Origin of the sequence: Pseudomonas sp. IT-93MI4 (assembly GCF_949767635.1) — a bacterium.
Classification (GTDB): Bacteria; Pseudomonadota; Gammaproteobacteria; order Pseudomonadales; family Pseudomonadaceae; genus Aquipseudomonas; species Aquipseudomonas putida_A.
In genome coordinates this window covers 159,072-180,091 of the sequence record NZ_CATKPP010000033.1, presented here as the reverse complement: position 1 = coordinate 180,091, position 21,020 = coordinate 159,072, and the positions used below count along the sequence as shown (strand labels likewise).

Below are 21,020 nucleotides of genomic sequence, written 5' to 3'. Positions count from 1 at the left end.
AATGCCGCATCTTTTTTCGACGGCTCTGCCTTGCGGGTCGCTCGAAACATTTGCTTGTTTGGCCGCCTTAGCCTGACAACCCTGGAGTGTCTGGTTTGATCGTCTTCCGTTATCTGTCCCGTGAAGTGATGTTGACCCTGAGCGCCGTCAGCGCCGTGCTGCTGGTCATCATCATGAGCGGTCGCTTCATCAAATACCTTGCCCAGGCCGCTGCGGGCCAACTCGATCCGGGATCGCTGTTCCTGATCATGGGTTACCGTCTGCCGGGTTTCATGCAACTGATCCTGCCGTTGGGTCTGTTTCTCGGGATCCTGCTGGCTTACGGCCGGTTGTACCTCGAAAGCGAAATGACCGTGCTCTCGGCCACCGGCATGAGTCAGCAGCGTCTGCTGCGCATGACCCTGTTCCCGGCAACGCTGGTGGCACTGGTGGTGGCGTGGCTGAGCCTGAGTCTGGCCCCGCAGGGCGCCAACCAGTTCCAGCTGCTGCTGAACAAGCAGGACGCCCTGACCGAATTCGATACCCTCGAACCTGGCCGTTTCCAGGCGTTGCGTGACGGCACTCGGGTGACCTACACCGAAAGCCTGACCGACGATCGCGTCAACCTCGGTGGCGTGTTCATCTCGCAGAAAAACCTCGGCTCCGATCAGAAGGACCGCGGGATTTCCGTGCTGGTGGCCGAAAAAGGCCGCCAGGAAGTTCACTCGGACGGCAACCTCTATCTGATCCTGCACAACGGCTATCGCTATGACGGCAGCCCGGGTCAGGCCGATTACCGCGCGATCAAATACGACACCTACGGCGTATTGCTGCCAAAACCGGATGCCAGTGACGAAGTCACCGACCGTGACGCGATCCCGACTTCGACCCTGCTGGGCGCCGACGACGAGCGTTCCAGGGCCGAACTGCAATGGCGGATTTCCCTGCCGTTGCTGGTGTTCATCGTGACCCTGATGGCGGTGCCGCTGTCGCGGGTCAATCCGCGTCAGGGCCGTTTCCTGAAGCTGCTGCCGGCGATTCTTCTTTATATGGCTTACCTGACCATCCTGATTGCCGCCCGCGGCGCCCTCGAAAAAGGCAAGATCCCGCCGGCCCTTGGCCTGTGGTGGGTGCACGGGATCTTCCTGGTCATCGGTCTCGGCCTGCTGTACTGGGAGCCGATGCGTCTGAAGCTGGCCAGCCGTCGCAGCGCTGCGCTGGAGGTGGCCCGTGGTTAAACTCGACCGCTACATCGGCAGCAGCGTATTCGTGGCGATCATCGCCGTGCTGGCGATCATTCTGGGTCTGGCGACCCTGTTTGCCTTCATCGACGAGATGAGCGACGTCAGCGATACCTACACGCTGACCGATGTGCTGAGCTTCGTCCTACTCACCGCGCCGCGTCGCCTGTACGAAATGCTGCCGATGGCCGCGCTGATCGGCTGTCTGATCGGCCTCGGCAGTCTGGCCAGCAGCAGCGAACTGACGGTCATGCGTGCCGCGGGTGTGTCCATCGGGCGCATCGTCTGGGCCGTTATGAAGCCAATGCTGGTGCTGATGCTGGCTGGCGTGCTGATCGGCGAATACGTGGCCCCGGCCACCGAAAGCATGGCCCAGGCCAATCGCTCGCTGGCGCAAGGCAGCGGCGACGCGCAGAGCGCCAAGCACGGCATGTGGCACCGTCAGGGTGAGGAATTCATCCATATCAACGCCGTGCAACCCGACGGTCTGTTGTATGGCGTGACCCGCTATCACTTCGACAAAGAGCGCCACCTGCTCAGCTCCAGCTTCGCCAAGCGTGCGGAGTTCGACGGCAAGCGCTGGCTGCTCAGCGACGTGACCACCACGGTGTTCCACGAGCGCAGCACCGAAGTGGTGAATGCGCCGAGCGAGGAGTGGGACGTGTCGCTGAGCCCGCAACTGCTCAATACGGTGGTGATGGCGCCTGAGTCGCTGTCGATTTCCGGTCTGTGGGGCTACATCCACTACCTGGCGGATCAAGGCCTGAGCAATGGCCGCTATTGGCTGGCATTTTGGGTCAAGGTGTTGCAGCCGCTGGTCACCGCCGCGCTGGTGCTGATGGCGATCTCCTTCATCTTCGGTCCGTTGCGCTCGGTCACCCTCGGTCAGCGAGTGTTCACCGGTGTGCTGGTGGGCTTCACCTTCCGCATCGTCCAGGATCTGCTTGGCCCTTCGAGCCTGGTGTTCGGTTTCTCGCCGCTGTTCGCGGTGCTGGTGCCGGCCACGGTCTGTGCGCTGGCGGGTGTGTGGTTGCTGCGACGGGCCGGCTGATGGCCGCGTTGTTGCCAACGCTGTAACCGCGAAAACGCCTCGGTCGACAGATCGGGGCGTTTTCGTATGCAATCCGGGTGACAGGCGAACGTGACGCTTGCGCCGTGTATCAGGTACAATTCCCGGCTATTTTTCGGCGGGCCAAGCCTGCAGCCTTTTTGAGTGTTGATCCGTGAGTGATTTGAGTCATATCCGCAATTTCTCCATCATCGCCCACATTGACCATGGCAAGTCGACGCTGGCTGACCGTTTCATCCAGATGTGCGGTGGCCTGGCCGAGCGTGAAATGGAAGCCCAGGTACTGGATTCCATGGATCTGGAGCGCGAACGCGGGATCACCATCAAGGCCCACAGCGTTACCCTCTATTACAAAGCCAAAGATGGCGTCACCTACCAGCTGAACTTCATTGACACCCCGGGTCACGTCGACTTCACCTACGAAGTCAGCCGTTCCCTGGCCGCGTGTGAAGGTGCGTTGCTGGTGGTCGATGCCGGTCAGGGTGTTGAAGCCCAGTCCGTGGCCAACTGCTACACCGCCATCGAGCAAGGCCTCGAGGTCATGCCGGTGCTGAACAAGATCGACCTGCCCCAGGCCGAGCCGGACCGCGTCAAGGACGAGATCGAGAAGATCATCGGCATCGACGCCACCGACGCCGTCACCTGCAGCGCCAAGACCGGCCTGGGTGTCGACGAAGTGCTCGAGCGTCTGGTCGCGACCATTCCTGCGCCGACCGGCAACATCGAAGATCCGCTGCAAGCGCTGATCATCGACTCCTGGTTCGACAACTACCTGGGCGTTGTCTCCCTGGTGCGCGTGCGTCATGGCCGCGTGAAGAAGGGCGACAAGATCCTGGTGAAATCCACCGGCAAGATCCACCTGGTCGACAGCGTTGGTGTATTCAATCCGAAGCACACTGCTACCGCTGACCTCAAGGCTGGCGAAGTGGGCTTCATCATCGCCAGCATCAAGGACATTCACGGTGCACCGGTCGGTGACACCCTGACCCTGAGCTCGACTCCGGATGTGCCGGTTCTGCCCGGTTTCAAACGCATCCAGCCACAGGTTTACGCCGGTCTGTTCCCGGTCAGCTCCGACGACTTCGAGGATTTCCGCGAAGCGCTGCAGAAACTGACCCTGAACGACTCGTCGCTGCAGTACACCCCGGAAAGCTCCGACGCACTGGGCTTCGGCTTCCGTTGCGGGTTCCTCGGCATGCTGCACATGGAGATCATCCAGGAGCGCCTCGAGCGCGAATACGACCTGGACCTGATCACCACCGCGCCAACGGTAATTTTCGAGCTGGTGCTGAAAACCGGTGAAACGATTTACGTCGACAACCCATCCAAGCTTCCGGATGTGTCGGCCATCGAAGACATGCGCGAGCCAATCGTGCGGGCCAACATTCTGGTTCCGCAGGAACACCTGGGCAACGTCATCACCCTGTGCATCGAGAAGCGCGGCGTACAGGTCGACATGCTGTTCCTCGGCAATCAGGTCCAGGTGACCTACGACCTGCCGATGAACGAAGTGGTCCTGGACTTCTTCGACCGTCTCAAATCCACCAGCCGTGGCTATGCTTCGCTGGATTACCATTTCGATCGTTACCAATCGGCTAATCTGGTGAAACTGGACGTGCTGATCAACGGTGACAAGGTCGACGCCCTGGCGTTGATCGTGCACCGTGACAATTCGCACTTCAAAGGTCGCCAGTTGACCGAGAAGATGAAAGAACTGATTCCTCGTCAGATGTTCGACGTGGCGATCCAGGCGGCCATTGGCGGTCAGATCGTTGCCCGGACAACCGTCAAGGCACTCAGAAAGAACGTATTGGCCAAATGCTACGGCGGTGACGTAAGCCGTAAGAAAAAGCTGCTTGAAAAGCAAAAGGCCGGTAAGAAACGCATGAAGCAGGTCGGCAACGTGGAAATTCCACAAGAAGCCTTCCTTGCCGTGCTCAGGTTGGAATAGTCAGGTCCTATGTCACTAAATTTCCCGCTGTTGCTGGTCATCGCCGTGTTGGTCTGCGGCCTGTTGGCGTTGCTCGATCTGCTGTTCCTGGCGCCGCGTCGGCGTGCTGCCATTGCCTCTTACCAAGGCAGTGTCAGCCAGCCCGAGCCCGTGGTGGTCGAGAAGCTGAACAAAGAGCCGTTGCTGGTTGAATACGGCAAGTCGTTCTTTCCGGTGCTGTTCATCGTGCTGGTGCTGCGTTCGTTCCTGGTGGAACCGTTCCAGATCCCGTCCGGCTCGATGAAACCGACTCTGGACGTGGGCGACTTCATTCTGGTGAACAAGTTTTCTTACGGGATCCGCCTGCCGGTGATCGACAAGAAAATCATCGAAGTCGGTGATCCGCAGCGTGGTGATGTGATGGTGTTCCGCTACCCGAGCGACCCGAACGTCAACTACATCAAGCGTGTAGTCGGCCTGCCGGGCGATACGGTGCGTTACACCGCCGACAAGCGTCTGTTGGTCAATGGCGAGTCGATTGCCGAGCAACTGGTCGGCTCCGAGCCGGGCACGCTGGGCAGCGCGGAACTCTACAAGGAAAAACTCGGCGCTGCCGAGCACCTGATCCGCAAGGAAATGAGCCGCTACCGCGCTACGCCGGACCATACCTGGACCGTGCCGGCCGGGCACTACTTCATGATGGGCGACAACCGCGACAACTCCAACGACAGTCGCTACTGGGATGACCCGAACATTCCCAAGGATCTGCTGGGCATGGTTCCCGACCAGAATATCGTCGGCAAAGCCTTCGCTGTCTGGATGAGCTGGCCGGAACCGAAACTCAGCCACCTGCCGAATTTCTCGCGGGTTGGCCTGATCAAGTAATCAATCACGGCGCTGTTGACCACAGCGCCGAATGCATTTCTGGAGTCGACACAAATCGGCACCAGGGCATGAAGCCACGATATTCAGGACGTCATTTTTGAACACAGCGTTAATTGTCCCAGGCCTGCGCCGTACCCCGGCGATGGCAGTGGAATCCAGCCACGAACTCAGCGTGGGTAAACCGTGAGCGTTTCTCTAAGCCGTCTCGAGCGTCAGCTCGGTTATACCTTCAAGGATCAGGAGCTGATGCTGCTGGCCCTCACGCACCGCAGCTTTGCCGGGCGTAACAACGAACGCCTGGAATTCCTCGGCGATGCCATCCTCAACTTCGTCGCTGGCGAGGCGCTGTTCGATCGCTTCCCGCTGGCCCGCGAAGGCCAGTTGTCGCGTTTGCGCGCACGTTTGGTGAAGGGTGAGACACTGGCTGTGCTGGCCCGTGGTTTCGACTTGGGCGACTACCTGCGTCTGGGATCGGGCGAACTGAAAAGCGGTGGCTTCCGTCGCGAATCGATTCTGGCCGATGCCCTCGAAGCGTTGATCGGCGCGATCTACCTGGATGCCGGCATGGACGTCGCTCGCGAGCGCGTACTGGCATGGCTGGCCGGTGAGTTCGAAGGCCTGACGCTGGTCGATACCAACAAGGATCCCAAGACCCGTCTGCAGGAACATCTGCAATCGCGCGGTTGCGAACTGCCACGCTACGAAGTGGTGGATATCCAGGGTGAGCCGCACTGCCGTACCTTCTTCGTCGAGTGCGAAGTGGTCTTATTGAATGAAAAAAGCCGAGGTCAGGGTGTGAGCCGTCGTATTGCCGAACAGGTAGCGGCCGCCGCAGCACTGATTGCCCTGGGCGTGGAGAATGGCAATGACTGATACAAACGCAACTCGCTGTGGCTACGTTGCCATCGTCGGCCGTCCCAACGTCGGTAAGTCGACGCTGCTGAACCACATCCTCGGCCAGAAGCTCGCGATCACCTCGCGCAAGCCGCAGACCACCCGTCACAACATGCTCGGGATCAAGACCGAGGGTGACGTGCAGGCGATCTACGTCGACACCCCCGGCATGCACAAGGGTGGCGAAAAGGCCCTGAACCGCTACATGAACAAAACCGCTTCGGCAGCATTGAAAGACGTCGACGTGGTGATCTTCGTAGTCGATCGCACCAAGTGGACCGAAGAAGACCAGATGGTCCTGGAGCGCGTGCAGTACGTGACCGGCCCGCTGATCGTCGCACTGAACAAGACCGACCGCATCGAAGACAAGGCCGAGCTGATGCCGCACCTGTCGTGGTTGCAGGAACAGCTGCCGAACGCACAGATCATCCCGATTTCCGCGCAACACGGGCACAACCTCGACGCGCTGGAAAAGGTCATCGCCGATCACCTGCCGGAGAACGATCACTTCTTCCCGGAAGACCAGATCACCGACCGTAGCAGCCGTTTCCTCGCCGCCGAACTGGTGCGCGAGAAAATCATGCGTCAGATGGGCGCCGAGCTGCCGTACCAGATCACCGTCGAGATCGAAGAGTTCAAGCAGCAGGGCAAGACCCTGCACATCCACGCGCTGATCCTCGTCGAGCGTGACGGCCAGAAGAAGATCATCATTGGCGACAAGGGCGAGCGCATCAAGCGCATCGGCACCGAGGCGCGCAAGGACATGGAGCTGCTGTTCGACTCCAAGATCATGCTCAACCTTTGGGTCAAGGTGAAGGGCGGCTGGTCCGACGACGAGCGTGCACTGCGTTCGCTGGGTTACGGCGACCTGTAATCACCGTTCCTGAGAACACCGATACCCACTGTGGGAGCGAGCCTGCTCGCGAAGGGAAGTAACATTCAGCATTGATGTTGACTGTCACTCCGCTTTCGCGAGCAGGCTCGCTCCCACATTTGGTTTTTGGGTGGTGTGTAAAAACCGCGTTTCTTCATCGAGAACTCCATGTCGCAAACCCCACCTCCTGCCCAACTCGCCTACGTCCTGCATTCGCGCGCCTACCGCGAAACCAGCGCGCTGGTCGACTTCCTCACGCCGCAAGGGCGGCTGCGGGCGGTGTTGCGCAGTGCGCGGGGCAAGGCCGGGACACTGGCGCGGCCGTTCGTGCCGCTGGAAGTCGAGTTTCGTGGCAAGGGTGAACTGAAGAATGTCGGGCGCATGGAAAGTGCCGGCAACGCGACCTGGATGGTCGGTGAGGCGCTGTTCAGTGGCCTCTACCTCAATGAGCTGCTGATCCGCCTGCTGCCCGCCGAAGACCCGCACCCGGCGGTGTTCGACCATTACGCTGCAACACTGCTGGCCCTGGCCGAGGGTCGCCCGTTGGAGCCGCTACTGCGTTCTTTCGAATGGCGCCTGTTGGACGATCTCGGTTACGGCTTCTCCCTGAATACCGATATCCACAGCGAACCGGTCGCGCCGGACGGTCTGTATCGTCTGCAAGTGGACGCCGGACTTGAGCGGGTGTTTCTGTTGCAGCCGGGCTTGTTCAACGGCACCGAGCTGCTGGCCATGGCCGAAGCCGACTGGACCGCGCCCGGCGCACTGTCGGCGGCCAAGCGGCTGATGCGTCAGGCACTGGCCGTGCACTTGGGCGGTCGCCCCCTCGTCAGCCGCGAGCTATTTCGCAAGCCCTGATATGCTGTGCGCCGAATCTTTCCCTTCAGGAGCGCATCCGTGACCACCAGCAATCGCATTCTTCTTGGCGTGAACATCGACCACGTCGCCACCCTGCGTCAGGCCCGTGGCACACGCTACCCGGATCCGGTCAAGGCAGCGCTGGACGCGGAAGAGGCTGGCGCCGACGGCATCACCGTGCACTTGCGTGAAGACCGCCGGCACATTCAGGAGCGCGACGTGCTGCTGCTCAAGGATGTGCTGCAGACCCGCATGAATTTCGAAATGGGCGTCACCGAAGAAATGATGGCGTTCGCCGAACGCATCCGTCCGGCGCACATCTGCCTGGTTCCGGAAACCCGTCAGGAACTGACCACTGAAGGCGGTCTGGATGTAGCGGGGCAGGAAGAACGCATCAGGGCAGCGGTCGAGCGCCTGTCGAAGATCGGCAGCGAGGTGTCGCTGTTCATCGATGCTGACGAGCGCCAGATCGCTGCGTCGAAGCGCGTCGGTGCGCCGGCCATCGAACTGCACACCGGGCGTTACGCCGATGCCGAAACCCCGACTGAAGTTGCTGAAGAATTGAAGCGTGTGGCGGACGGTGTGGCGTTTGGTCTGGCGCAGGGCCTGATCGTCAATGCCGGGCATGGCCTGCATTATCACAACGTCGAAGCCGTGGCGGCGATCAAAGGCATCAACGAATTGAACATCGGCCATGCGCTGGTGGCGCATGCGTTGTTCGTCGGGTTCAAGTCTGCAGTGTCCGAGATGAAGGCGCTGATCTTGGCTGCCGCCAAGCACTAAGCCTCGACACAAAAACCTGTGGGAGCGAGCCTGCTCGCGAAAGCGGTAAATCAGTCAACCATGATGTCGACTGACACGACGCCTTCGCGAGCAGGCTCGCTCCCACATTTGTTTTTGGGGCGGTGGTTAGAGCGGGGCAGGCTCTTGAGCCGGTTTTGACTTGTCGATACCGGGCACATGCAGATTGCCCTCGGCCACCTGATCGCCTTCAAGCTGCGGCTGGGTCACCCAGGTCAGGATGTCGTAGTAGCGACGGATGTTCGCCACGAAATGCACTGGCTCGCCGCCCCGGGCGTAGCCGTAGCGGGTCTTGCTGTACCACTGCTTCTGCGACAGGCGCGGCAGCATCTTCTTCACGTCCAGCCACTTGTCCGGGTTCAGGCCTTCGCGGGACGCCAGTTTGCGTGCGTCATCGAGGTGACCGCTGCCGACGTTGTACGCCGCCAGGGCAAACCAGGTGCGGTCCGGCTCCTGAATCGATTCGTCGAGCTGATCCTTCATGTAGGCCAGGTACTTGGCGCCGCCCATGATGCTTTGCTTGGGATCGAGACGGTTCGACACGCCCATCGCCTGAGCGGTGTTCTGGGTCAGCATCATCAAACCGCGCACGCCGGTTTTCGAAGTGACTGCCGGTTGCCACAGCGATTCCTGATAACCGATGGCCGCCAGTAGGCGCCAGTCGACTTTCTCTTTCTTGGCGTAGGTTTTGAAGTGCTGTTCGTATTTGGGCAGGCGCTGCTGCAAGTGCTGGGCGAAGGTGGTGGCGCCCATGTAGCCGAGGACATCGACATGGCCGTAATAACGGTCTTTCAGGCGCTGCAGGGTGCCGTTCTTCTGCACCTTGTCGAGGTAGGCGTTGATCTCGTTGAGCAGGCTGTTGTCTTCGCCAGCAGCCACCGCCCAACTCTGGCTGCGCGCATCGCCGAGGTCGAAGGCCACGCGGATGTTGGTGAAGTACACCTGGTTCATCGCCACTTCGTTGGAGTCGACCAGCGTCAGGTCGATCTGGCCTTCATCGACCATGCGCAACAGGTCGACCACTTCAACGGCGTCGGATTCTTCGTATTCGATGCCTGGAAATTTCTTTTTCAGCTCCGCCAGTTGTTCAGCGTGGGTGCTGCCCTTGAGCACCATGATCTTCTTGCCGACCAGATCGCCTGGGTCGGTAGGGCGCGACTGGCCGTTGCGGTAGATGATCTGCGGGGTGACTTCGAGGTAGGAGTGGGAAAAGCGCACCTGCTTCTTGCGATCCTCGCTGCTGACCAGACCTGCCGCCGCCAGCACCGGGCCGTTCGGCTTGCCGATCTGATTGAACAGGTCATCGAGGTTGTCGGCGGTCTCGATCTTCAGTTCAACCCCCAAATCGTCGGCGAAGCGCTTCACCAGCTCGTATTCGAAGCCGGTTTCACCGCTGCGATCCTGAAAGTAGGTGGCGGGGCTGTTACGGGTAATCACCCGCAGCACACCATCCTCCTTTACGCGCTCGAGTGTGTTGGGTTTATCAACACAGCCACCGAGCATCAGGAAGAGTCCGGTTGCGATCAGCCATTTGGCGTACCGCGGACGCAAAGCCGTTGGGAAAAACATCTGCGCAGTATACGCAAACGGCTGCGGGCGCCATATCTCGACAGTGAGCGGCTTGTCTGCTAGAGATCACAAAACCGCACGAAACCCCGCAGGAATGGGGCTGAACGGCATTTTGTGACAGGAAAAATAAGCACGGCTCGTGCACCCTCGGAATTTGACTTCAAAGGCAGAAACACAGATTGATATCCGAGTGCAACCGTGCGTAGCGTTTCGGGTGATGTTGAGGGCGGTTTAGGCTAGAATGCACGGCCTCAAAGCACACCCCTTCCCGAGGCTGTCCCGAAGATGTTGATCCTGCGCGGCGCTCCTGCCCTTTCTGCCTTTCGCCACAGCAAACTCCTTGAGCAACTGAGCCAGAAGGTTCCAGCTGTCAGTGGCCTGTATGCTGAATTCGCTCACTTCGCCGAAGTCACCGGCGTCCTGACCGGCGACGAACAGCAGGTGCTTGCGCGCCTTCTGAAGTACGGCCCAAGCGTTCCGGTACAAGAGCCGACCGGCCGTCTGTTTCTGGTGTTGCCGCGTTTCGGCACCATCTCGCCATGGTCGAGCAAGGCCAGCGACATCGCTCGCAACTGCGGCCTGAGCAAGATCCAGCGCCTGGAGCGCGGCATCGCGTTCTACGTGGCCGGCCAGTTCAGCGACGCCGAAGCCCAGCAAATCGCCGACGTGCTGCATGACCGCATGACCCAGATCGTTCTGGGCAATCTGGAACAGGCCGCCGGTCTGTTCAGCCACGCCGAGCCTAAGCCGCTGACCGCGATCGACATTCTCGGTGGCGGCCGCGCCGCGCTGGAAAAAGCCAACACCGAGCTGGGCCTGGCCCTGGCCGAAGACGAGATCGACTACCTGGTCAACGCCTTCAACGGTCTCAAGCGCAACCCGCACGACATCGAACTGATGATGTTCGCCCAGGCCAACTCCGAGCACTGCCGCCACAAGATCTTCAACGCCAGTTGGGATATTGACGGCGAAAGCCAGGAAAAAAGCCTGTTCGGCATGATCAAGAACACCTATCAGATGCACAACGAAGGCGTGCTGTCCGCTTATAAGGACAACGCTTCGGTGATCGTCGGTAACGTCGCCGGCCGCTTCTTCCCGGATCCGGAAACCCGCCAGTACGGCGCGGTGCAGGAGCCGGTGCACATCCTGATGAAGGTCGAAACCCACAACCACCCGACCGCGATCGCCCCGTTCCCGGGCGCGTCCACCGGTTCCGGTGGCGAGATTCGCGACGAAGGTGCAACCGGTCGTGGCGCCAAGCCAAAGGCCGGCCTGACCGGTTTCACCGTGTCCAACCTGCAGATCCCGGGCTTCGAACAGCCGTGGGAAGTGCCGTACGGCAAGCCTGAGCGCATCGTTACCGCGCTGGACATCATGATCGAAGGCCCGCTGGGCGGCGCCGCGTTCAACAACGAATTCGGTCGTCCGGCCCTGACTGGCTACTTCCGTACCTTCGAACAGTCGATCACCACCCCGCACGGTGACGAAGTTCGTGGCTACCACAAGCCGATCATGCTCGCCGGCGGCATGGGCAACATCCGTGAAGAACACGTCAAGAAAGGCGAGATTCTGGTCGGCTCCAAGCTGATCGTGCTTGGCGGCCCGGCAATGCTGATCGGTCTGGGCGGCGGTGCTGCGTCCTCGATGGCCACCGGCACCAGCTCGGCGGATCTCGACTTCGCTTCCGTACAGCGTGAAAACCCTGAGATGGAGCGTCGCTGCCAGGAAGTCATCGACCGTTGCTGGCAGTTGGGCGACAAGAACCCGATCAGCTTCATCCACGACGTGGGTGCGGGCGGTCTGTCCAACGCCTTCCCTGAACTGGTCAACGACGGCGACCGTGGTGGCCGTTTCGAACTGCGCAACATTCCAAATGACGAGCCGGGCATGGCCCCGCACGAAATCTGGTCCAACGAATCTCAGGAACGTTACGTTCTGGCGGTCGGCCCGGCCGACTTCGAGCGCTTCAAGGCGATCTGCGAACGTGAGCGCTGCCCGTTCGCCGTGGTCGGCGAAGCCACTGCCGAGCCGCAACTGACCGTGACGGACAGCCACTTCGGCAACAACCCGGTGGACATGCCACTGGAAGTGTTGCTGGGCAAGGCCCCACGCATGCACCGTTCGGTGGTTCGCGAAGCCGAGCTGGGCGACGATTTCGATCCGTCGAACCTCGACATCAGCGAATCCATCGAGCGCGTCCTGCATCACCCGGCCGTGGCGAGCAAAAGCTTCCTGATCACCATCGGCGACCGCACCATCACTGGCCTTGTGGCCCGTGACCAGATGGTTGGCCCATGGCAGGTTCCGGTGGCCGACGTCGCAGTTACCGCCACCAGCTTCGACGTCTACACCGGTGAAGCGATGGCGATGGGCGAGCGGACTCCGCTGGCGTTGCTGAACGCTCCGGCGTCGGGCCGCATGGCCATCGGCGAAACCCTGACCAACATTGCCGCTTCGCGCATCAACAAGATCTCCGACATCAAACTGTCGGCGAACTGGATGTCCGCTGCCGGCCACCCGGGCGAAGACGCGCGTCTGTACGACACCGTGAAAGCGGTCGGCATGGAACTGTGCCCTGAGCTGGGCATCACCATTCCGGTCGGCAAGGACTCGATGTCCATGGCCACCCGCTGGAACGATAACGGTGAAGAAAAAACCGTGACCTCGCCGATGTCGCTGATCGTGACCGGTTTCGCCCCAGTGGCTGACATCCGTCAGACCCTGACCCCGGAACTGCGCATGGACAAGGGCACCACTGACCTGATCCTGATCGACCTCGGTCGCGGTCAGAACCGTATGGGTGCTTCGATCCTTGCCCAGGTGCACGGCAAGCTCGGCAAGCACGCGCCGGACGTCGATGACGCCGAGGACCTGAAGGCCTTCTTCGCAGTGATCCAGGGCCTCAACGCCGACGGTCACCTGCTGGCTTACCACGACCGTTCCGACGGTGGTCTGCTGACCTCCGTGGTGGAAATGGCTTTTGCCGGCCACTGCGGTCTGAGCCTGAACCTGGACAGCGTTGCCGAAAACTCGGCAGAAATCGCTGCGATCCTGTTCAACGAAGAACTGGGTGCGGTGATTCAGGTTCGTCAGGACGCCACGCCAGACATCCTCGCGCAGTTCAGCGCGGCCGGTCTGGGCGACTGCGTGTCGGTGATCGGTCAGCCGATCAACAATGGCCAGATCAACATCACCTTCAACGGTGACACGGTGTTCGAAGGTCAGCGTCGTCTGCTGCAACGTCAGTGGGCCGAGACCAGCTACCAGATCCAGCGTCTGCGTGACAACGCCGACTGCGCCGAGCAAGAATTCGACGCGCTGCTGGAAGAAGACAACCCGGGCCTGAGCGTCAAGCTGAGCTTCGACGTCAACCAGGACATCGCAGCGCCTTACATCAAGAAAGGCATCCGCCCACAGGTTGCCGTGCTGCGTGAGCAGGGCGTCAACGGTCAGGTGGAAATGGCGGCAGCGTTCGACCGCGCCGGTTTCAACGCGATCGACGTGCACATGAGCGACATTCTCGCTGGCCGCGTCGACCTGAACGAGTTCAAAGGTCTGGTGGCCTGCGGTGGCTTCTCCTACGGCGACGTACTCGGCGCCGGTGAAGGCTGGGCCAAGTCGGCGCTGTTCAACAGCCGTGCCCGCGATGCGTTCCAGGGCTTCTTCGAGCGTAACGACAGCTTCACCCTCGGTGTGTGCAACGGTTGCCAGATGATGTCCAACCTGCACGAGCTGATCCCGGGCAGCGAGTTCTGGCCGCATTTCGTGCGCAACCGCTCCGAGCAGTTCGAAGCGCGCGTGGCGATGGTGCAGATCCAGGAATCGAACTCGATCTTCCTGCAGGGCATGGCCGGTTCGCGTATGCCGATCGCCATCGCTCACGGTGAAGGCCATGCCGAGTTCTCCAGCGAAGAAGCCTTGCTGGAAGCCGATCTGTCCGGTTGCGTGGCGATGCGTTTCGTCGACAACCACGGCAAGGTCACCGAAGCCTACCCGGCCAACCCGAACGGCTCGCCGCGCGGGATTACCGGTCTCACCAGCCGCGACGGTCGTGTGACGATCATGATGCCGCACCCGGAGCGGGTGTTCCGCGCGGTGCAGAACTCGTGGCGTTCGGAAGACTGGACCGAGGATGCTCCTTGGATGCGCATGTTCCGTAATGCTCGCGTCTGGGTGAACTAAGCGTCGTGTACAAGCTCGGGTTTTTTGTTCCTGACAGTCATGTCGAGGTGGTCAAGGACGCTGTATTCGCTGCCGGTGGTGGGCGGATCGGGGACTATGACCACTGTGCTTGGCAGGTGCTTGGGTCTGGTCAGTTTCGGCCTTTGCACGGCAGTCAGCCGTTCATTGGTGAGGCGGGGCAGGTTGAGCGGGTCGAGGAATGGAAGGTTGAGCTTGTGGTTTGTGACGCTTTGATTGGTGATGTGGTGGCTGCTTTGAAGTTGAGCCACCCTTACGAGACGCCGGCTTATGAGGTGTGGCGGCTGGAGGATTTCTGATCTTTCTGCCGCTGGAACGGGAAGCCCGCAGATGAGTAATTGTCTGCGGGTTTTTTGTTGCCTGCGATTTGCTTTTCTGTAGGAGTGAGCCTGCTCGCGATGGCGCCCTGACAGGCGACCATGCTCTGGCTGACTGTGTGAATATCCGTTGCTTCGGGTGCAGCGGCTGGCGGTTTCGCCCTTACGGCGAGTCACTTTTTACAAACGCCTAAAAAGTAACCCAAAACGCTTGCTCCTGCGTTCGGCCCGCTCGCTGAGGCTCGGGGTCCCTTCGCTCCGGTATTGATCCGGGCGCAGCGCCTCCGGTTTGCTTCGCTGCACCTCCTCTCGCTGTGTTTGGCTGCGCCAAACGGTCGCTGCGCTCCCACGCCCGGATCAATCCCTCCACTCAGCCTTCCGACGTCGCCCGTGGATCAAGATCAAGAGCGACAGCCGAGCTTGCGCTCATCCTGGAGTGGGGCGGCTTCGCCGCATGGGGTGTGCGCTTGCTAAATTGCAGGAGCCAGCTTGCTGGCGAAGGTGGCCTGACAGCCGACCAATCTCTACCTGAATACACCGGGTTCAAACTGTGGGAGCGGGCTTGCTCGCGAAGGCGTCCTGATAGCTCACTGATCCATTGCAGATGCCCACAACTCCTGTGGGAGCCTGGCTTGCCAGCGATGGCGGCCTGACAGCCGACCAGTCTCTATCTGGTGCAGTACTCACCTGTAGGAGCTGCCGAAGGCTGCGATCTTTTGACTTTGGTTTTTTACAGTCAAAGGGCAGATCAAAAGATCGTCCGAACGCGGCCCGAGCCTTCGGCAGCTCCTACACGGGATGTTTTGTGTTTAAGAGTGTGTGGAATTACCAGAAGCTTCCCACAAGGTTTTCAGGTTGTCCCTCGGACGTCCGGTCTCTAGGCTTCGTCTGTCGCTGCCAATTCAGCGACCGGGAGGTGAGATACCCGATTTGGATCCCCAGACAAGTGCCCCCATAATTGCGGCCAGCTTTCGCTGTCAGCAATTCATTATGGCGGCTATGTACGGGCGGACTTCGGTCCGGCCGGATTTGGGGTCCTTACCGGTAATCTCACTCCGTACATAGCTGCCACCTCTTCTTCGAGTGAGATCGGGAACAAGTGGCTACAACACTTAAAAGGACTTGTTCGATGGACAAACTGATCCCCGACCCACCCAACGAAACCATAGCACCACCCGTAGACGCCATCCGGGTTGAAGACCTGACGAAAGACCGTGAAGCCATCAAGCGCGCTGTCGATTTCTACTTCACCCCGCAATCCGCTCAGGCGCATCAGCCCAGCACAATGTTCCTGGTCAACCCCAGCATCGACACCGAAACCCTGCTGGCCCACGCCTACGAATCGTTGGCCTGCGCCAGTGCCATGGCCAGCAACTTCGCCAGCGAACTCAGCGGCCTGCAACGCAGCACCGCACTGGCGATCCAGCAAATCGTCATGCTCGCCGAACTGGCGGTAAATCGAGCGCTGGATCGAGTCGATCCGCAAACCTGATTCATCGGATGATCATTGCAAACCGGCTCGTCCCGTCGCGGATCTCATATCCTTTTTGGGGAATTGAGACCTCACGTGGGAGCGGGCCGTCGGCGATCAAGTTTTGGATTCAATGCTTAGGTTCGTCTTGATGATGACCAATCATCGGAAACCACCGCTTACCTGTAATTTCTGACAGTGGTGCGATTCGGCAAACTTCTGTCTGATGAGACTTCCATTCACAACAGGTAAGAAGGATTTTGCTATGTCTACTGAAAAAAACACTGTGCCGGTAATTACCTCCATGAAAGACAGCCAAGGCGAGGAGATTCCAAACGGCGGTACGACCTCCTCCACTGTTGTGCAGTCGAGCGGCTTGGCGTCTGCCGGCGATGAACTCCAGATTTTCGACGGTGCTACTTTGAAGGGGCGAGTTGTCGCTGACGCTGCAGGCACTTGGCACTTTATCTTGACGGCTTTGTCAGTGAGCAGGCATGCGATTACTGCCAAAGGACGGGCTGGTATCTCCGCACCGCGTACGTTCATCGTCACCGTCAAGTAAACATCCGATAAAAAAGCCGCTGAGCTCCACAGCCCAGCGGCGTTTCGTTTATCAGTGAGGCTGGTGAATTTTGCCGTGGGTTATACCTTGGCGCTGACCTCACTCCGTTTAACCAACGCCTCAATCGCCCCACTCAAACTCGCCGCTTTCTCGCCAATCAACAAATGCCAGACCCCACCCTCCAGCGGGCTGACACCCTGGCAACCCAGCTCTTTCAACTGAGCCTCGGACAACGCTTTACCATCGACCAGTTGCAGGCGAATGCGGGTCAGGGCGATGCAGTCCAGTTGCAGCACATTCTCGCTACCGCCCAAGGCAGTCAGCCATTGTTGGGCTTCCGGTGCAGTGACCAATGCAGCCTTCGATTCCTCGACCACCACCGCAGGCGCAGCCACCAACGCACGCCCCAGCGCCGGCATGGCGAGGCGGATTTCGTCGGCGATGCTGTCGGCCAGTGGCCCGACCACTACCTGCAAGCTGCCGCCCTTGCCCGGACGCACAACCGCCATCGCACCCAGCGCTTTCAGATCGGCATCGGATGCTTTGTTGCGATCGACCATTTCCAGGCGCAGACGAGTCGTGCAGGCGCCAACGGTGACCAGGTTCTCGGCACCGCCCAAGGCTTTGATGTAAGCCGCAGCGCGCTCGTTCTCGGTGAGAACTGCCTTGTCAGCCGCCGCCACATCCTCACGCCCCGGCGTCTTCAGATTGAAACGACGAATACAGAAATCAAACACCGCGTAATACACCACGGCATAGGCCAACCCGACCGGAATCACCAGCCAGCCATTGGTCGAGCGCCCCCAACCCAGCACCATGTCGATGAAGCCGCCGGAGAAGGTAAAACCGAGGTGGATGTTCAGCGCATTGGTGATCGCCATCGACAACCCGGTCAGCAGCGCATGCAGCAGATACAGCAAGGGTGCGAGGAACATGAAGGCGAATTCAATGGGCTCGGTCACCCCGGTCAGAAACGACGTCAGGGCCATCGACAGGAAGATCCCGCCCATCACCTTGCGGCGCTCCGGCAACGCGTTGCGGTACATCGCCAGGCATGCGGCGGGCAGGCCGAAGATCATCATCGGGAACATGCCGGTCATGAACTGGCCGCCCTTCGGATCGCCGGCGAAGTAGCGTGACAGGTCACCGGTGACTAACGCTCCGGTGGTCGGGTCGGTGAAGTTGCCGAATACGAACCACGCCATGTTGTTGAGGATGTGGTGCAGGCCGGTGACGATCAGCAGGCGGTTGAACACGCCAAACACGAACGCACCAATGCTGCCACTTTCCATCATCAAGGCGCCGAAGCTGTTGATGCCGTGCTGGATCGGCGGCCAGATGTAGCCGAACACCACGCCCAGCGCGACGGCGGCGAAACCGGTGACGATCGGCACGAAGCGCCGGCCGCCGAAGAATGCCAGGTACTCCGGCAGCTTGATGTCCTTGAAGCGGTTGTACAGCGCGCCGGCCATCAGGCCGCTGACAATCCCGGCGAGCATGCCCATGTTGATGCTCGGGTCGAGCACCTTGAGCGTGGAGATCATCACCAGGTAACCGATCACCCCGGCCAGGCCTGCGGTGCCGTTGTTGTCCTTGGCGAAACCGACAGCGATGCCGATGGCGAAGATCATTGCCAGGTTGGCGAAGATCACTTGCCCAGCATCGTGGATGATCGCGATGTTCAGCAGGTCGGTGTCACCCAGACGCAGCAGCAGGCCGGCAATCGGCAGGATCGCGATCGGCAGCATCAGCGCGCGGCCGAGGCGTTGCAGGCCTTCGATGAAGAGTTGGTACATGGTGGTTCTCCCTGCTCTTTATAGAGAGCTTGTTGTTAGTGCAGAGGCCAATGCTGGTGGCAGGCGTGACGTACCGCAGCGGCGCTGTTGAGTTTCAACAGGTCGAGGCTGAGGCGTTGGCATTCGGCCTCGTGCAACTGGCGCACGCGATCCTTGATTTCACCGATTTGCACCGGGCTCACCGACAGCTCGGTCACGCCGAGGCCGATCAGCACTGGTGTCGCCAGTGGATCGGAGGCGAGGGCACCGCACACGCCAACCCAGCGTTTGTGCACCGCCGCGCCTGCGCAGGTCATGGCGATCAGCCGCAGCAACGCCGGGTGCAGGGCATCGACGCGAGCGGCGAGACCTGCGTGGTCGCGGTCCATGGCCAAGGTGTATTGCGATAGATCGTTGGTACCGATCGAGAGAAAGTCGGCGTGCTCGGCCAGTTGTTCGGCTTGCAGCGCGGCGGCGGGGACTTCGATCATCACGCCGATTTCCGGGCGCTGATTAATGCCCAACTCCAGGCACAGCGCATCGACCCGCTGACGGATGTGCAGCAGTTCATCGACTTCGGTGACCATCGGCAACAGGATCCGGCAACGGCGCAGCGGGCTGACTTGCAGCAGTGCGCGCAGTTGCTGATCGAGGATTTCCGGACGGGCCTGTGCCAGACGAATGCCGCGCAGACCCAAGACCGGGTTGGCTTCGGCGGGCAGCGGCAGGTAGTCGAGTTGCTTGTCGCCGCCGACGTCGATGGTGCGGATGATCACCGAGTGCTCGCCCATGGCATCGAGCACGGCTTGATAGGCGATGCGCTGCTCTTCGACGTCCGGCGCGGTCTGCCGGTCGACGAACAGAAACTCGGTGCGCAGCAGGCCGACGCCATCGGCGCCGTTGGCAAAGGCGTCTGCCGCTTCATGGCTGGAGGCGACATTGGCGACCACTTCGATCGCCACGCCATTGCGGGTTTCAGCGGGCAGATGCGCCTTGGCCTGTTGCGCATCGCGGCGTTGCTGACGCTCGATTTGCGCCTGTTGTACTTCGGCCAGGCGTTCGGTGCTCGGCGCCAGTTCGAGGCGACCGCCATCGGCATCCAGCACCACCGACTGACCTTGTGCTTGATCGAGTAAAGCGGCGCCCAGTGCAACCAGGCAAGGCAGACCTTTGCCGCGCGCCAGAATCGCCACGTGCGACGTCGCGCCGCCCTCGGCCATGCACAACCCGGCGACACCTTGCGCGCTGAGTTGCAGCAGATCCGACGGCGTCAGTTCATGCGCAGCGACGATGGCCCCGGCCGGCACTTCGTAATGCCAGGCTTCGCCGAGCAGGGCGCGCAGGACACGTTGCTTGAGGTCGCGCAGGTCGTTGGCGCGTTCGGCCAGCAGCGCACTGCCGGTGTGTTGCAGCACTTCGCACTGCACGTCGATCGACTGGCTCCACGCGTGGGTCGCCGCTGTGCCTTGGTCGATAGCATGCTGCGCGGCGTCGAGCAGGGCCGGGTCTTCGAGCAGTGCCAGGTGCGCGGCGAAGATCGCTTCTTCGTCGGTGCTCTTGTGCTTTTTCGCTTGGGCGAGGGTAGCGTTGATTTCGCCGCGAACCTGATTCAGCGCGCTTTCAAGTTTCTGCAGTTGCTCAAGCGGAGCATGATTGCCCGCATCTGCCGGCAGGCTGATCGCGTTCAGGCGAAACAGCGGCCCGCCGACCAGACCCGGTGCGGCGCACACACCCTGCAATACGCCAGCCTCGGCGGGGCGTTTGCGCGGTGCGGCGTTGACCGGTGCAGCAGCGTGATGATCATCGGGCAGGGCGGTCGCCAAGGCATTGAGCAAGGCTTGCAGCGCGGCTTCGGCGTCCGGCCCCTGACAGCTGACCTGCACCTCATCCTGCTCGCCGATGGCCAGTCCCATCAGCCCGATCAGGCTGTTGCACGGCGCCGACTTACCAGCGAAGTGCAGCTGCGACTGGCTCTTGAAGCCTTGTGCGGTCTGCCGAATCAGTGCGGCAGGGCGCGCATGCAGACCGCCGCGATGAGCCACCAACACTTGCCCACGCACCTCAGGCCCGCCAGTTTCTTCAACATTCGCAGCCGCACCGTTGCGGGCAATAATGTGCAGCAACGGCTCGCCGACCTTCACCGCTTTGAGTGTGATCGGGCGCACCTGGAAATCCTGGCTGTTGGTCAGGATCAACAGGCTGACCAGGCTTTTGCACTGCTGGCCGACCTTGTCCAGGTCATAGCGCAACAACGGCTGGCCGTTGCTGACCCGCGTGCCTTCCTTGACCAGCATCGAGAAGCCTTCGCCGTTCAGTTCAACGGTATCGAGGCCCAGGTGCAGAAGGATTTCCGCGCCGTTGTCGGCGCGCACGGTCAGCGCGTGGCCGGTGCGGGCGACGTGGATGATCTCCCCGGCGCAGGGCGAATACAGGGTGTCATTCAGCGGGTCGATGGCGATGCCGTCACCCATCGCGCCGCTGGCGAACACCGCGTCCGGGACTTTGGCGAGCGTGAGCACCGGGCCGCTGAGCGGGGCGCTGAGGGTCAGCTCTTTATTGTTGTTGTGCATGGCTCGGTCTCATCAGGTGTGCAGT

General features: G+C 60.8%; 15 protein-coding genes. 12 read left to right on the top strand and 3 right to left on the bottom strand.

Annotated elements, in window-relative coordinates; genetic code table 11:
• The first annotated feature begins 95 nt into the window (after positions 1 to 95).
• The 8 genes from lptF to pdxJ all read left to right on the top strand — a co-directional run bounded on the left by lptF (position 96) and on the right by pdxJ (position 8,513).
• Positions 96 to 1,217 (top strand): LPS export ABC transporter permease LptF, encoded by a 1,122-nt coding sequence (gene lptF, locus ACM6I7_RS15385; protein ID WP_414888826.1) that lies wholly within the window; start codon positions 96 to 98, stop codon positions 1,215 to 1,217.
• Positions 1,210 to 2,271 (top strand): LPS export ABC transporter permease LptG, encoded by a 1,062-nt coding sequence (gene lptG / locus ACM6I7_RS15380; protein ID WP_007965162.1) that lies wholly within the window; start codon positions 1,210 to 1,212, stop codon positions 2,269 to 2,271. The genes lptF and lptG overlap by 8 nt, the downstream gene beginning before the upstream one ends.
• Positions 2,272 to 2,443: 172 nt before the next feature.
• Positions 2,444 to 4,240 (top strand): translation elongation factor 4, encoded by a 1,797-nt coding sequence (gene lepA, locus ACM6I7_RS15375; protein ID WP_003221926.1) that lies wholly within the window; start codon positions 2,444 to 2,446, stop codon positions 4,238 to 4,240.
• 9 nt (positions 4,241 to 4,249) lie between these two features.
• Positions 4,250 to 5,104, top strand: a complete 855-nt coding sequence (lepB, locus tag ACM6I7_RS15370) for a signal peptidase I (RefSeq protein ID WP_096795193.1) — start codon at positions 4,250 to 4,252, stop codon at positions 5,102 to 5,104.
• A 183-nt stretch (positions 5,105 to 5,287) separates the two neighbouring features.
• Positions 5,288 to 5,977: a ribonuclease III gene (gene rnc, locus ACM6I7_RS15365; protein ID WP_024011703.1), complete on the top strand. Its 690-nt coding sequence runs from the start codon at positions 5,288 to 5,290 to the stop codon at positions 5,975 to 5,977.
• Entirely contained in the window at positions 5,970 to 6,872 is a 903-nt protein-coding gene (gene era, locus ACM6I7_RS15360; RefSeq protein ID WP_003221935.1) for a GTPase Era, read from the top strand. The genes rnc and era overlap by 8 nt, the downstream gene beginning before the upstream one ends.
• Before the next feature lie 168 nt (positions 6,873 to 7,040).
• Entirely contained in the window at positions 7,041 to 7,730 is a 690-nt protein-coding gene (recO, locus tag ACM6I7_RS15355; protein ID WP_007965159.1) for a DNA repair protein RecO, read from the top strand.
• A 39-nt stretch (positions 7,731 to 7,769) separates the two neighbouring features.
• Positions 7,770 to 8,513 (top strand): pyridoxine 5'-phosphate synthase, encoded by a 744-nt coding sequence (gene pdxJ / locus ACM6I7_RS15350; RefSeq protein ID WP_064382428.1) that lies wholly within the window; start codon positions 7,770 to 7,772, stop codon positions 8,511 to 8,513.
• A 126-nt stretch (positions 8,514 to 8,639) separates the two neighbouring features.
• Here the strand turns inward: pdxJ and mltF are convergent, their stop codons facing one another.
• Positions 8,640 to 10,100 (bottom strand): membrane-bound lytic murein transglycosylase MltF, encoded by a 1,461-nt coding sequence (gene mltF / locus ACM6I7_RS15345; protein WP_097086355.1) that lies wholly within the window; start codon positions 10,098 to 10,100, stop codon positions 8,640 to 8,642.
• Positions 10,101 to 10,385: 285 nt separating this feature from the next.
• On the opposite strand from mltF, the gene purL reads away from it, so the two are divergent.
• The 4 genes from purL (at position 10,386) to ACM6I7_RS15325 (ending at position 16,650) form a co-directional block, all read left to right on the top strand.
• The gene (gene purL / locus ACM6I7_RS15340) at positions 10,386 to 14,282 is read left to right on the top strand and encodes a phosphoribosylformylglycinamidine synthase (protein ID WP_414888825.1); all 3,897 of its coding nucleotides are present in this window, start codon (positions 10,386 to 10,388) and stop codon (positions 14,280 to 14,282) included.
• 5 nt (positions 14,283 to 14,287) lie between these two features.
• The gene (locus tag ACM6I7_RS15335) at positions 14,288 to 14,599 is read left to right on the top strand and encodes a YqfO family protein (RefSeq protein WP_150370326.1); all 312 of its coding nucleotides are present in this window, start codon (positions 14,288 to 14,290) and stop codon (positions 14,597 to 14,599) included.
• Between the two features lie 1,147 nt (positions 14,600 to 15,746).
• Positions 15,747 to 16,109 carry a DUF6124 family protein gene (locus ACM6I7_RS15330; RefSeq protein ID WP_414888824.1) on the top strand — a complete coding sequence of 121 codons (363 nt, stop codon included), beginning with the start codon at positions 15,747 to 15,749 and terminating at the stop codon, positions 16,107 to 16,109.
• A 244-nt stretch (positions 16,110 to 16,353) separates the two neighbouring features.
• Positions 16,354 to 16,650, top strand: a complete 297-nt coding sequence (locus ACM6I7_RS15325) for a hypothetical protein (RefSeq protein WP_414888823.1) — start codon at positions 16,354 to 16,356, stop codon at positions 16,648 to 16,650.
• A gap of 80 nt (positions 16,651 to 16,730) precedes the next feature.
• Here ACM6I7_RS15325 and nagE read toward each other — a convergent pair whose 3' ends face one another.
• Positions 16,731 to 18,446, bottom strand: a complete 1,716-nt coding sequence (gene nagE, locus ACM6I7_RS15320) for an N-acetylglucosamine-specific PTS transporter subunit IIBC (RefSeq protein ID WP_414888822.1) — start codon at positions 18,444 to 18,446, stop codon at positions 16,731 to 16,733.
• A 35-nt stretch (positions 18,447 to 18,481) separates the two neighbouring features.
• Positions 18,482 to 20,995 carry a phosphoenolpyruvate--protein phosphotransferase gene (gene ptsP, locus ACM6I7_RS15315; protein WP_414888821.1) on the bottom strand — a complete coding sequence of 838 codons (2,514 nt, stop codon included), beginning with the start codon at positions 20,993 to 20,995 and terminating at the stop codon, positions 18,482 to 18,484.
• Positions 20,996 to 21,020: the final 25 nt, after the last annotated feature.

Excerpts from the sequence above, each read along its gene's own strand:
- era (WP_003221935.1), top strand. The coding sequence starts at position 5,970 with ATGACTGATACAAACGCAACTCGCTGTGGCTACGTTGCCATCGTCGGC.
- purL (WP_414888825.1), top strand. The coding sequence starts at position 10,386 with ATGTTGATCCTGCGCGGCGCTCCTGCCCTTTCTGCCTTTCGCCACAGC.
- mltF (WP_097086355.1), bottom strand. The coding sequence starts at position 10,100 with ATGTTTTTCCCAACGGCTTTGCGTCCGCGGTACGCCAAATGGCTGATC.
- ptsP (WP_414888821.1), bottom strand. The coding sequence starts at position 20,995 with ATGCACAACAACAATAAAGAGCTGACCCTCAGCGCCCCGCTCAGCGGC.
- ACM6I7_RS15330 (WP_414888824.1), top strand. The coding sequence starts at position 15,747 with ATGGACAAACTGATCCCCGACCCACCCAACGAAACCATAGCACCACCC.
- lepB (WP_096795193.1), top strand. The coding sequence starts at position 4,250 with ATGTCACTAAATTTCCCGCTGTTGCTGGTCATCGCCGTGTTGGTCTGC.
- recO (WP_007965159.1), top strand. The coding sequence starts at position 7,041 with ATGTCGCAAACCCCACCTCCTGCCCAACTCGCCTACGTCCTGCATTCG.
- ACM6I7_RS15325 (WP_414888823.1), top strand. The coding sequence starts at position 16,354 with ATGTCTACTGAAAAAAACACTGTGCCGGTAATTACCTCCATGAAAGAC.
- nagE (WP_414888822.1), bottom strand. The coding sequence starts at position 18,446 with ATGTACCAACTCTTCATCGAAGGCCTGCAACGCCTCGGCCGCGCGCTG.